The organism is Lysinibacter cavernae, assembly GCF_011758565.1.
GTDB lineage: Bacteria > Actinomycetota > Actinomycetes > Actinomycetales > Microbacteriaceae > Lysinibacter > Lysinibacter cavernae.
The window spans coordinates 1,454,585-1,467,658 of record NZ_JAAMOX010000001.1; the positions used below are offsets into that span (position 1 = coordinate 1,454,585).

8 protein-coding genes are annotated in these 13,074 nt (G+C 59.6%); 4 read left to right on the forward strand and 4 right to left on the reverse strand.

The window, feature by feature from the left end; translation table 11 throughout:
• The first annotated feature begins 392 nt into the window (after nt 1–392).
• On the forward strand, nt 393–4,406 hold the full coding sequence (locus FHX76_RS06555) for an IPT/TIG domain-containing protein (RefSeq protein WP_167149069.1): 4,014 nt from the start codon (nt 393–395) through the stop codon (nt 4,404–4,406).
• Between the two features lie 102 nt (nt 4,407–4,508).
• On the opposite strand, the gene FHX76_RS06560 is transcribed toward FHX76_RS06555, so the two are convergent.
• Nucleotides 4,509–6,899 carry a hypothetical protein gene (locus FHX76_RS06560; protein ID WP_167149072.1) on the reverse strand — a complete coding sequence of 797 codons (2,391 nt, stop codon included), beginning with the start codon at nt 6,897–6,899 and terminating at the stop codon, nt 4,509–4,511.
• A gap of 476 nt (nt 6,900–7,375) precedes the next feature.
• On the opposite strand from FHX76_RS06560, the gene FHX76_RS06565 reads away from it, so the two are divergent.
• Nucleotides 7,376–7,939: a hypothetical protein gene (locus FHX76_RS06565; protein WP_167149074.1), complete on the forward strand. Its 564-nt coding sequence runs from the start codon at nt 7,376–7,378 to the stop codon at nt 7,937–7,939.
• A 155-nt stretch (nt 7,940–8,094) separates the two neighbouring features.
• On the opposite strand, the gene FHX76_RS06570 is transcribed toward FHX76_RS06565, so the two are convergent.
• The 3 genes from FHX76_RS06570 to FHX76_RS06580 form a co-directional block, all read right to left on the reverse strand.
• Entirely contained in the window at nt 8,095–9,738 is a 1,644-nt protein-coding gene (locus FHX76_RS06570) for a leucine-rich repeat domain-containing protein (protein WP_167149076.1), read from the reverse strand.
• 409 nt (nt 9,739–10,147) lie between these two features.
• Nucleotides 10,148–10,432, reverse strand: coding sequence for a hypothetical protein (locus FHX76_RS06575; protein ID WP_167149078.1), 285 nt, complete (start codon nt 10,430–10,432; stop codon nt 10,148–10,150).
• A 114-nt stretch (nt 10,433–10,546) separates the two neighbouring features.
• Entirely contained in the window at nt 10,547–10,861 is a 315-nt protein-coding gene (locus tag FHX76_RS06580) for a hypothetical protein (protein WP_167149080.1), read from the reverse strand.
• A 322-nt stretch (nt 10,862–11,183) separates the two neighbouring features.
• On the opposite strand from FHX76_RS06580, the gene FHX76_RS06585 reads away from it, so the two are divergent.
• Both FHX76_RS06585 and FHX76_RS06590 read left to right on the forward strand, forming a co-directional pair.
• A complete protein-coding gene (locus tag FHX76_RS06585) occupies nt 11,184–11,780 on the forward strand; it encodes a hypothetical protein (protein ID WP_167149082.1) in 597 nt (198 codons plus the stop codon).
• Between the two features lie 691 nt (nt 11,781–12,471).
• A complete protein-coding gene (locus tag FHX76_RS06590) occupies nt 12,472–12,846 on the forward strand; it encodes a PH domain-containing protein (protein ID WP_167149084.1) in 375 nt (124 codons plus the stop codon).
• Nucleotides 12,847–13,074: the final 228 nt, after the last annotated feature.

The following is a 13,074-nucleotide window of genomic DNA, read 5'->3' on the forward strand; positions in this document are numbered from 1 at the left end:
CTCGTCAGTTACGGAAGTGTCTTCATCAGTTTGTTATCTCACGTAAATAGTTTGTGCCCCCCTATACAAAAAACTTCATAAAAATTAAAAGCTTGACGTTCGCTGAGCGTCGGAACTATCGTCAACATCAACGTGCCAGTCACGAGGGTTGACGTGGGCCATGGTGTGCAACGGGAGGTGCATCGAGGCCCAATTTTGGCATGCTCAGAAGGGAGTTCATCATGCCTCAAATCAAGAGGATTTCCGACGAAACTCAGGGGGCCGGTAGGCAACCCCAGTCGCCGCCAACTCACCGAGAATCGATCGGATTAAGAAAACTCTCTCAATCCCCGACCGCGTTCAAAACTCTTGCCCTCGTTGCAGCCTCCGCGCTTGCAGTCGGGGGTTTTTCGTTGCCAGCACAGGCGGCATCAACAGACCGTGCCGAATCCGAAGGGCTCATGCTCTCCGGAGGTGGCCTCATCAATCTTGACACCGTTGCAGAGCTCGAAGGCGCGTACAGCAACGGCGTAGCGAGCACAAACCCACTCGATCTTGACGTACTCCGGTTACTCAATCTTGACCTTGGCAACGGCATCCGACTCTTCAACGGGCAAGACACACTCACGCTTGGCGCCGTTGGCCAGTACGCAAGCACATCCTCAACGCAGAGCATCGCTTCCTCTGGTCTCATCGGCTCCGACGGATCAATCGCCGCTGGCACAGGCACCCCAGGCGAGAATTCGTCACTCAACCTCACCAGTGCCATCTCGGCCATCGGAGCACAGCAACTGATCTCAGAGCTGAAGTTGGAACTCGGCGCGCTCTCGGCGCGGGCCTCGGTGACCCCTGGTGCACCAAACACCGCCAACGGGACTTACCAGATCGCGAGTGGCAAGCTTCGGCTCACAAGCCCGGCGCTTGCCGACCTGACGGGCGACCTCGACGCAACACTTGGTGACACGAGCACCGTGGTGAACAACATCACCGGAACAGGCGGGGCGCTCAGCGGAATCACGAGCCAGCTATCTGGCGGGCTCACGAGCATCCTCAATGGGCTTCTCGGGGGGCTCGTTTCACTTGATGGCCTCGGCGTCACGGGAACAGTAAACCTCGATCTCGCTCAGGCGCTCTCAAGCGTGACCCAACAGACCTTTGTCAAAGGCCCGGTCACCATCGATCTGTCAACGGGAGAGATCCTTATCGACCTCAACGAGGTCCAGGCGCTGAACTCGGCAGGCCCAAACACGCAGCTGCTGAGCGGACAAGCCGTCGCGGATGAACTCAGCGAGGCAATCAGCGACATCCTTACCGTCCAGCTCCCAACGGCGCTCACAACAGCCGTGACAAACACGCTCAACTCGACGGCGATGTCAGTGCATGTTGGTGCAACCGTCAAACTCGGCGTTGCGCCGCTCCAGACCACCGTCGGAGCGCTGAGCATCACCGCCAGCGGAACCGTTGGCAGCTTCCTCGGCAATGCGGGACAGGCAGCACCGACCCTCAGCCTGGCGGGAACAAACCTGCTCGGCCTCCCAGTTGCGGATCTGGTTGCGCCGCTGACCGACTTTCTCACGGACACCTTAGTTCCGGCAGTTGGCGGCGTGCTCACCACCGCGCTTGACCTCGACGGGCTCGAAACGGAGGTCAGTGACCTCGCGACGGACACGGCACTCGCGCTGAGTCCGCTGCTCAACATCGTGAACCAGATCGTCAGCATCACGATCAACGTGCAGGAAGAGCCAGGCAGTTTTCGGGAGCCGACGGCATCCGACGCTGGTTCCTTCACGCAGCGCGCGCTGAGCCTTGTGGTGCTCCCCCAGCTGAGCGCCATCAAAATCAACTTAGCGTCGGCCACGGTGCGGACCACTGCCCTCGCGCTTCCGACAGTTACCTCGGTCGCGCCGAATCGTGGGCCCGAAACGGGAGGCACCTCGGTCACCATCACCGGGACAAACCTCACTGGCACAACCGGGGTGACCATTGGCGGTGCGCCCGCAACCTCGGTTGTTGTTCAATCGGCAACAAGCATCACTGCGGTAACGCCGGAGCATAGCCCTGGCGCCGCTGACGTAATTGTCACCAACGCGGATGGACCAAGCTCACCAGGCACCTTCACCTACTACCCGGTCACAACGATTGATTCGGTGACCCCCAACTCTGGACCCGAGGCCGGCGGCCAGACCGTCACGATTTTGGGCCATTGCTTCACCGGAGCAACTGCCGTGAGCTTTGGTGCGACACCAGCGACGGCATTCACGGTTGTCAGCGACACCGAAATCACGACAACGGCTCCTGCCGGAGCCGGGGTTGTAGACGTCAACGTTGCTGGTCTTGGCGAGTGTGGAACTGGCACCATGAATGATGCCTTCACGTATGTCGCGCCTGGCTCGCCAATTGTGGCTTCTCTTGCCCCAGATCGGGGACCGGTCACAGGCGGCACGGTAGTTACCATCACCGGAACCGATTTCACGGGAGCAACTGGCGCAACATTCGATGGCGCTGCCGGAACCGCGTTTGACGTGGTCAGCGACACCGAGATCACGGTCACGTCCCCCGCGCATACGCTTGGCGCTGTGGATGTTGTGGTCAACAAAACGGCCCTCGCCTCGGTTCCCCAAACCTTCATCTACTTCGCCACAACCGCAGTAGACGAAGTCACCCCAGGTAGCGGACCAGAATCCGGCGGCACCACCGTCACCATCACCGGAACCTGCTTCACCGGAGCAACCGGCGTCTTCTTCGGAACGACACCGGCAACCTCCTTCACCGTCGACAGCAACACCCAAATCACCGCCGTCGCACCGGCAGGAACCGGCACCGTCGACATCCGAGTCACCGGCACAACCGAATGCGGCAACGGCCAAATCGACGACGGCTACGAATACATCGAGCCAGCCGCCATCACCTCACTCGACCCAGTTCGAGGCCCAGAAGCAGGAGGCACTGGGGTAACCATCGCGGGTACCGGTTTCACTGATGCGGATGGGGTCACGTTTGGTGGCACCGCTGGGACGGCATTCACCGTTGTCAGCGATACCGAAATCACCGTCACCTCGCCAGCACACACGGCAGGCCCGGTTGACGTCATCGTTTCAAAGACCGGCGGCAACAGCGAACCTTCCACGTTTACCTACTACGCGGTGAGCGCTATCAACTCGGTCAACCCGGCATCCGGACCCGAAGCAGGCGGAACATCCGTCACCATCACTGGCAAATGCTTCACCGGAGCGACCGCGGTCGCCTTCGGTGGCAACTCGGCAGCGAGCTTCTTGATCGTCAGCGACACCGAGATCACGGCAGTAACACCAGCGGGAAGCGGCTCGGTGAACGTACGGGTGGTTGGCATTGGCGACTGTGGCGAGGCCACGCTCACCAACGGCTTCACCTATGTGGTTGCTGGAGGGCCGGATGCGGTGATCGCATCGATCGCTCCCAACCGTGGGCCTGAGTCTGGAGGAACGACGGTAACTATCACGGGTGACAACTTCACCGGCGCGACTGGAGTTACGGTGGACGGAGTCCCGGCAACGTCGTTCACCGTTGTGAGTGACACCTCGGTCACCGCGGTCACGCCGCAGCACGACCCAGGAACCGTTCCCGTTGTTGTCACTCACGATGACAACGACTCAAATCCTGCGCAGTTTACCTACTACGCGATCACCGAGATCGATGCGGTGAACCCACCGGTCGGGCCCGAATCGGGCGGAGTCCTTGTCACGATCACCGGGCACTGCTTCACCGAAGCCACCGGGGTCTTCTTCGGGGACGTTCCGGCGGGCACATTCACGGTGGTCAACGACACCACGATTACGGCAACCGAACCCGCTGGAACGGGAGTGGTCGACATCCGAGTTGAAGGAGCAGGCGAGTGCGGTTCCGGCCTCCTCGATGACGCCTTCACCTACGTCGCCGATGGAACACCTATCATCACCGGAATCACGCCAACCCGCGGACCTGACACCGGAGGCACGGTTGTGACAATCGCCGGAAGCGGTTTCACCGAGGCTACCGGTGTGACGTTCGATGGTGACGCCGGGGTGAATTTCACAGTCAACTCCGACACCACCATCACGGTCACCTCGCCGAAGCACGTTGCGGCAACTGTGCCGGTTGTGGTCGAGGCACCGGATGCTCCAACGGGCGCGGCTCCCGCAGCGGCAGGCGACATTGTCGTGGCGGCGCTCGTCTCTAACCCGGCCAACTTCACCTACTACGCCGCCGATGGGGGAACCAACGGGGGCAATAATGGCGGAGGCAACGGCGGAACCGGCGGCTCGGGCAACGGCACCGGCGGTGGCTCCGGCGGAGCAAGGTCCTTGGCAGTGACCGGCGCGTCCGACACCTTCGGAGCCCTCGGCGCGGCAGGTCTGTTGCTCGTCGCAGGTTTGACTCTCGTGATCGTCCGACGTCGCCGGATGATCTAGGGCAAGGCGAGTTACGGTGCTCCCACCAGCACCGTAACAGGACTGTGGCGCTGGGACCTCTTCTGGTCTCAGCGCCACAGTCCTGTGTAATTCGGTCAGTGTCTAGGCCTGTTTGCGACGGCGGAGCAGAAGGATTGCCCCGAGCAATGCCGCGCTAGAACCCGCGGCAAGCGCTGCGGACGCGGTACCACCGCCGGTGGCCGCGAGCCCGCCGGCGGCGTGCACTCCCCCGGTCGCGTTCTCACCGTTGGCTCCGATTGCCGGCTGATCGGTTGACGATGGCTCGTTTGGCCTCGGCGTGATCGTCGGGTCAACTGGCTTCACGGTTTCCGTGACCTCGAAGGATGCCCAGCCGAGCAGCGCACCCGAAACATCCTGCACAATAACCCTGTGGATGCCCGGTTCGAGCGCGATCGGGAGCGGGGCCGATGCGGTCAGTCCCTCGTCCAGCCGTGTCCAGCCGAGCCCCGTGGATTCGGAGCGCACGCTGAGGTAGACGTTAGAATCGGCCCGCTGCCCGAGCACCGTTGCGGTGATCATCCCGTCGGCAGTGACCTCTGCGGTCAGGCCGCCACGGTTCTCCTCGGTGAGCTGGGATTCCGGGATCTCGACTGGAGCAGCATCCGGCGCGGCAATGGCAAGCCGCGTGTAGCTGTCCGCGCTTCGGTCGGTGAAGGATTCCTGCCACCACAGGTTGGTGTGCCGCAGGAAGGTGGCAACCCCGTGCGATCGCTCGGCATCAAGATCGCCTGCGGCCACGGTGATGCTCACGGTGAACGCGCCTCCCGAGGCGTTCAGCTCTGCTGGGTAGAGCTGACCCCATTCGGAATCTGGCGAGGTCGCGATCCAGTTTCGTGAGCCTTCCATCCCCGGCTGCCAGTCGGCATCCTCAAACAGGGCGACGTCGAGAGAGTACGAGCCGCTTCCGTCTGATGGCGGCACCGAAATGTTTGCGCCAACAACGGTGACGGTTCCGCCGACAGCTGGGTCGAGAACGCTGTCGCTACCGAGCACAATCTGAGGTTTACCAGTCGCCGCAACCACGCGATACGCGGTAGCTTCGGTGCGAACGCTCTGTCCGAGCCGGTTTGAAACCAGGACCCGCACCTGGCTGTTGCCGACGGCATCCGCTGGGGGAAGGAGCAACCGCTGGCCGGAGCCTGAGGTGCTCCGTGACTGGGTGACACCGTCAAGCGTTGCCCACGTCTCGCCCTGATCGAACGAACGCTCAACAACAAAGACTGTTGGCCCTGGCGTACCAGAGGCGGTCACGTCGAGTACCGGGCGCATTCCCTCGATTGCGAGCACTGCGCCGGGTTGCTGGTCGATGCGAAGCTCACGCGGAGTCTCCGTCTGGAGCCTAAGCTCGGCCGAATAACTCTGACCCGCGGCATTTTCGGCGACAAAACGCACGGACACGCCGTTCCACTCAGACCCGATTGAGGGGAGGGCAAGCTTCTCCTCGTTCGCGCCTTGGATGGCACGCCACGGTTCGGTCTTGCTGTCCTTTCGCTCCCAGAACACGCCGCGTGCGCCGGTGGCCGACGCCGAGATCATGACGTTATTGCCTTCGAGTACCGGAAACTCGAGGTTGGATGCGGGATTGGCGGTAATGATTGGCCGCTCGGTCCCAGCATCACCGCCAGCAACCACGCGCAGCGGCATCGGCGCCTTATTCGGGTCAGCGCTGCCGCCGCTCGTGTGCCAATACGAGGCCAGTCCGCTCTCGTAGTGGAAATCGACGAACGATTCGGGCCACGATCCCCAGCCAGGCTTTCCCTTATTCTCGGCGGGAATCGCGGATGTTGCGCTGCGGCCCGACTCTGCAACACCAGGCTCGTTCAGCGGGAAATAGTCGCGACCGGCAAAGTCAGGGGCAATCTCGATGGCCCCCGTTCCGATGGAAACTGACGCGAATGTGGCAAGGACAACCTCGCGCGACCGCAGGGGGAATCCGCCTTCCGGGTTCTCCATGTTCGCGCCAAATCCACCGGCGACCGCCCGCAGCTCGCCTGAGCCGTCAGCGCCAACGCTCAGCACGGGGTCCTTGACCGTCCACGGTACGAGTCCTCCGTATGCGTTTGCGGTAAACGCCCCACTCCAGCGAACCTCGCCAGCACCCGTCACCGGGTCGAGCGCTCCGTCGCCGTGCAAAAAACGTGCTCGCTGATTGATACTTTTGCCTTCCATCGGGAGGCAAATATTCGCTTTGGATGCCCGCTGGGCGCTGCCATCCGCCGCAAGCTTGACGATCGAGACGTTGCCGAGTTCTTCGCGGAATGCCGATTCTTCGCCTGCGGAGAAGTAGTTACAGACATGTCCGAGCGAGTCGGCTTGCTGATATTCCTGGTTGGGCGCGATATCGAGCCGAAGATCGGTGAGCGGTTGTCGTTCGTTAATGGCTTGAGCCGGCATCACCCCCGTTGTGACGATGGCGGCTATTGCCGCAACGGCGAGAATCGTGGCGCGCAAACGCCCGCGAAGCAGTGGCATGGTTCTCCTGACTACTTGGGATAGTTCCGCCGGGGCATAGACCGGCTCAAACCACGGCCCCCGACCTTAGGTTAGGCTACCCTTAATCAGAAAAAACAACAAACCACCTCTCTCTGCAGCAACAACCGTGGCGCTGAACCCAACGTCGCTCATGCGGCGAGCCGTTGCTTCCTAAACGCCGATCTCGTAGCGCCACATCGACCAGATGCCCACGAACGACAAGAGGAGCGGCGCTGCTGGGCCCCGTCGTTTCATTAACGTTTCTTACTGAGTTTCAAAACGTGAAGTCGCTTGACAGAAGAAGAAAACCTTGGCCTCAGAAGACTCGATACCGCAGCCAAGCGAACCAATCACAACACACAAACGTAAGTTATTCGGATGCTTTCTCTCTTAACCAGTTAAGCCATCAACCACAATCAGCATCACGAAGGACGCCCAATGATCACCCACACGTGTTGTCGCACATCGGTCACACAATGACAACAACACCAGCCACCCGAGATGACCTTCGCGAGGTGTGCGCTGCTTGGATGTTTCTCGACGTCGATTTTGAGCAGGTCATCAACGTTGCCGAACTCCTGTTGGCAGAGGGCGATCAAGCTCCAGCAATCGTCGAGATCGCAAGCCTGTATCCTGAGGCGTTCTCGGTCGACCGTCAGCTCGTTGTCAGTAGGGCGATGCACAGTATCGGGTATCCAGACCTCGTCGTCGGAAGCGAAACCCTTGAGATCTTGGCGCTTCGACGGAAATGCGCTGAGTACCTGAGCGGCAACCTGAGCTTGCGCGGCCTCGCCCGATGGGCACACAGCAATATGGGCCATAGCGGGCCAACGTTCGCACAGCCGCTTGTTGAGCTTGAAGACCGCTACCAGCGCGCGGAACTCCCTGCGAATATCTCGCCAGACGATGGGTTTACCCTCGAACAATCGCTTCATATCAGCCAGTACTTGACCGACACGCCTGGCCTCGGGCTGCACGATCTTGAGGCCGTTGGGCAGCTCCATGCGAGGGATTTTCTGCGGCTCACTCATCACCTGTAACGGCCAGCTCCCTCGCATCTCCACGTTTGCGCGTCGACATCACGGCGAACCGTCTGCCCGTCATTCTCGGCGCTCCCAAAACACAGAATGCCCCGTCCTACACAGGACGAGGCATTCCGGATGCGATCACTGCCGATCAGCGACCAGCAGGGTTGCTACTTGCCGGGTACAACACGACGGCGAGCGACGAGAGCGACAGCAGCTCCTGCAATCAGAGCAAGAATGGCGCCGGCAGCAGTAAGGCTGGGCGTGCCATTACCCGTTGTAGCAAGTGAAGCGCCGCTCGTCACGGTCTCGTTGTTTGGCACCTGACCGGGAACGGCAGGGTCCGTCGGAACCACTGGAGGGACGATCGGGTCCGTCGGATCAGTCGGGTCAGTTGGGTCCGTCGGCACCACAGGAGGATCAACCACGATGGCCTTCCCAACAACCACGGTGTAGTCGTGATCGATCATGTTGCCGTAGGCATCCGTTCGGCGAACGGACAGCGGGAACGTTCCCTCCTCCGTCGGGGTGCCGGCAAGGACACCGGAGGCATCCAGTTCAAGCCCGGGCACCTCGCCAGATATCAGCGAGAACGGGCCGTTCACAAAGTTGGCATCCACGGTGAACTGGAATGACGAAGCGCTGCCAATAGGAACCTCAGCCGGGTCGGCATTGGTGAAGTCAGCGCGGGTCAGTGGGTACGTCAGCGTGGCCGAGTAGGTCGCCCCGGAGCCAGGCAGCGGGTCACCCGAGATCTTCGAGGTGAGACCGGTCGCATCCGCAGGAATGTCGGCCCAAATGGTCAGGCCCTCAGGCGTGGTCGTCGCGCTTCCGCTGGCCGTGAGAACAACATCCTCAAGCATCGTGAACGGGGCCGTGGTCGCCTCGGTTGTGCGGTACGTCGATTCGGTCTGTGACGCAACAACCGGGATGCCGGTCACGCGCTGGTTCAGGAACCCAACCTGCCTCAGGCTTGGCCAGGTATCCACCATCGAGAGGTCAGACACACGCGCGCCGTTGATGTTCACAATCTGAAGCTTTGGCAGCCCAGCAACGGGATGCAGGTCGGAGATCTCCGTATTCGGCGCGGACAACGTAATGAGCTTGGTCAGGTCAGCCAACGGCGTAATGTCGCTCACTGGAGTCTCTTGAAAATACAGTTCGAGCAGGTCGTTAAGCCCGATAACTGGGTCGAGGCTCGCAACCTTGGTTGCGGCCATCTCGATGCGCCACAGCATAGTTTTGCCACGAACCGGTTCAAGGTCTGCAACAGTTGTCCAGTTGAACTGGAGGTAGTTGATAATTGGCATGGATGCCACAGCGGCGATGTCAGTGATCTGAGTGCTGCTGACGTTCAGCTGACGGATACCAACAAGCCCCCGAAGCGGCTCAATAGAGGTGATCGGATTTCCGCTCAGGTCGATCAGGTCAAGGTTCGAGGCATATTCAAGACCGGTGAGGTCGGTGATGCCCGAGTTCGGATTCTTGAGTGTGGCCAACTGGCGAAGGCCTCCGCGGGTAAGCGTCGGCTGTCCAACTTTCTGCGACACGATCGAATACAACACGGGGTCAGGCATCGTCACCAGTTCATTGTCGTCGGGCAGAGCCGCGCGGCCCATGAACCCAACAGCGGCGCTAAACGTGGGGACAACGCCGGCATCATCGGACCAAAGGCCACCCTGGTCTGCAGAAATATTGCTCACCGAGGGTACTGGCGTGGTTGGCTCGTCAGACGCAAATGCGACGCTCGCCGGAGCAAGCAGCAGAGCAGCCACAGAGGTTGCAATACACACTCGAAGTTTTGGCAGTTTCATAGTGCCTTTCAGATCAAAACGGTGAGGGGAACGAAATGCGTGCGCTCACCCAAGCACGATTGCGCGCATCCAAATGGCGGATGACCCAACGGCAAGACCTGCCAAACCAAGCAACACCCCAGACAGTCAGCCCCTCAACTGATGCCCCTACTGAGGATTACCGTCGTCTGACGAGCGTGTACGTGCGACTCCCCCTGAGAAGCACGTGCCGGCGAAAGCACTGAACAGTGTCTCTGCTGGTGCAGAGAACCCCTAAACATCGTGGCAGCCTTCCCCAAGAATGCTGCCACAACCGCCAAGAACAAAATGACGGTACTCAAATACTAACACGCGTTGGCTGCGGGCACGCTGGACAGAGAGGAACTGAACGAGACGTCGCCCGCTCGGCGATACAGAACGGTGCGAGGGTCTACGGTCGAAGCTGAGAGAACAAATTCACGATCTGCATCACGACTAATGCCCACCCAACAATGCCCAGCCCTGCGCCGGAAAACGCCAAAAGAATGTCCTTCGGAAAGCGACGGACGCGACGGACCCATGCCGCACCGTAAAAAACACACATCAACCCAAGCGGCAAAGCACAAAAAAGCGTGATTACAAATCCCCACGGCACACCACCGCGCAACCAGTCGAATGGCAGAAACAAGCCGAGAAACATGCAGAAAAAATGAAGACCAAAGGGCACGGCAGCCACAAGAAACGACCCTGACCCCGCAAAGGACGGCTTTCGACATGAGGCTCAGAGTAGTCACGGACGACTCGGCAGCTTCGGGGGCAGCCAATTGCTGCTGACTGGCGTCTCTCAACATCAACCAGAAATGAACTGGTCGATAGCGGCTGTGACGATCATCCAGCCCGCCAGCGGGATCAGGAGCATGACCACAATGGCAATACTCTCGATAACGACGACCGCCTTCTTTGGCAGCGGAACCGCTTTGACCAATATGGTTGTGACTACCAGCAGCGAAAACGGGCCAAACAGACCGAGTAACCTGCCGAACTGGATCTGATCGAAGTCGCACGGTTGCAGGTCTGAACACAGCGCGAAGCCTGCGGCAAGGCCAATATAGAAACCCACTATCGTCGCTACACAAGCCAGCAGAGCCTGGGTGACTAACAGCACGTTGATGAGTCGCTTTGGTCTCTCCATTTGCGAGTTCTCTCAGACCCTTCGTCAGTAACGCCCTCTATCTAGCGGTGGCGATCAGAAGCGAGCCCACAGTAGATAAAGAGATAATCCTGAACCGCTTATTACGCACGCGATGTGACACAGCCTGATGCCAAAGGCATCTCACCACTGCTGATCGTTACAAGATGCCCCCTTGCATCCCTTTATTACAGGGATGCAAGGGGGGGGTGGTGTCGTTCTTATGTCATGGCCGCACCTAGAGCTGGCAGACTTATGGGCTACTACGACGCAACCCCGACAGAAGGATACGGAAGTCATGTCCATCCACCTTGAAGTCATCCCGTCATCTCAGCGAATTCCGACGGCAGAGGAGTTATTAGCGAGGACTCAGATAACACTGGCCGCTCTGGCCAATAACTCTGCAGCTTTACGGATCTGGTCCGTCGAAAAGTTTTCTACGTTCAACCCGCAAATCAGAGTAATCGACGAGTCTGGATGTGAGATTCGTTCCGCTCGGCTGGATTTCAACGAAAACTCTTGCGGTTGGGTGTCCTTGAACGGCGACACATTGGTCTTGGGTTTCCGATTTGACCGCAAAACCGAGACCGATGCTATCGAGTGGCGAGAATACCTCATGCAGGATGTCGCCACGCGGGCAGCAGTTGGGGCTGAGATCGACGGTTTCGGGTACGAAAATGCTGCTCAACTGGGGTACTCCTGGGCAATGAGGGGCAGCTTGGGACGTTCGAAAGCGACATGGCTGCTGGCTGGAGTCACTGCAACTGCCTTAGCCGAGCTCACCGATGGAATCCTATGGTCAGACGATGGCGGCGCAGACTGGCGGCGAATGCCAGCAAACCCCCGAACGTTCCTTGAGTGGTTCCCCGACTGGGTTGATGCAAACTTCTCATAAGCGCATGCCTCAAGCGCTGACGAACGATGTTCAACCTCGCTATCCACGCATGACAGTCAGACGTACTATCAATCTTTGTGGCCGATATGCGCGCATTGAGCCCGTGATACTCTGAGCCTGAGTTCGCCCAAGGTGCATCTATCGGTAAGGATGCGCCCAACCCGCAGCCTGGTGAGGGTGGCAGTCCCGTTCGAGCCGGGCCGAGCCCCAGGGTTCCCCTGTGCTGCGGGCACTGTTGGGAATCCAACCAACGGGGTCACGTCTTGAATGTCACTGGCAGGGCGTAAACCTTCGCTCATGGTCGAGCAGGTGACCTGTGATCTCGTGCGCTACTTCCCAGTTCATTGCAGCGCACAAACCCACGCCGGAGACACTCCCCTGCTACATCCACGAGGCCAGGGCCTTCACCGGCAGCGTCATGCTCGGCGAGTGTGGCTGTGACACTGTGATGCCCGTGTGGTTCTTCTCGAGTTCGTGTCGGCTTGATTCCTGGTTCCAGGGCTGCCTCGAGTTGTTCAACGACAGTGGGCAGGCTGTTTGGGATCAGGTGTCTTAGGTGCCGCGTGATTACTGGGTTTGCTTGGCCGTGCGGTAGCGATTTTGCGGACGGCATCGCTTTATCGTGTCTGCACTGTTGTTGCGTAGAATGAGGCCTGCGCCCGCTGGGGCGTAATGAGCCAAAGGAAATAAAATGGAACCTGCATCGTCTCTCGGCTGGACTCTGCGCAACGAGATCGCTATTCCCGCCGACATCAACAGCTTTCTGGTCGAGGGCGAGGTAGCGGTGGCGTCCTTTCAAACTTTCCGTGACTCCGCTACATTCACCACTAAGCGGTTGATTATTCGTGACGCACAGGGCCTTACTGGCAAGAAGGTCGAGGTGTACTCGCTTCCGTACAGCTCGATCAATATGTGGTCTTCCGAGAATGCTCGTGGGATCCTGGATCGCGATGCCGAGATTGAGCTTTGGACTCGTGCGGGCCATATCAAGGTGAAACTTGGGAAGGGCGCAGATGTGCGTCGTATCGACGGGTTGATCGCCTGGGCGGTGCTCAACTCGCACTAGCGGTTTTGGCTGGCATCGCTCGGGCGTTGCCAGCATGCTGTCTTTTCCTGAGCATTGGTCATGTACCCCTGTGTTTCCTGGGTGGATTGTTGGTTCCACGCATCATCATGTTGAGTGTGCCGTAGCTGCCTTCTTCGGTAAGGACCATGCGTTCGAAGCAAACACTGCTGATGCGGCAGTTGTCAGGGCCCTCGGCGTTCGAGTTCTTCCTCAAGCTTCTTCGAGATT

Bases quoted from the DNA above. Each gene is read 5' to 3' on its own strand.
- FHX76_RS06560 (WP_167149072.1), bottom strand. From the start codon at position 6,899: ATGCCACTGCTTCGCGGGCGTTTGCGCGCCACGATTCTCGCCGTTGCG.
- FHX76_RS06570 (WP_167149076.1), bottom strand. From the start codon at position 9,738: ATGAAACTGCCAAAACTTCGAGTGTGTATTGCAACCTCTGTGGCTGCT.
- FHX76_RS06585 (WP_167149082.1), top strand. From the start codon at position 11,184: ATGTCCATCCACCTTGAAGTCATCCCGTCATCTCAGCGAATTCCGACG.
- FHX76_RS06590 (WP_167149084.1), top strand. From the start codon at position 12,472: ATGGAACCTGCATCGTCTCTCGGCTGGACTCTGCGCAACGAGATCGCT.
- FHX76_RS06565 (WP_167149074.1), top strand. From the start codon at position 7,376: ATGACAACAACACCAGCCACCCGAGATGACCTTCGCGAGGTGTGCGCT.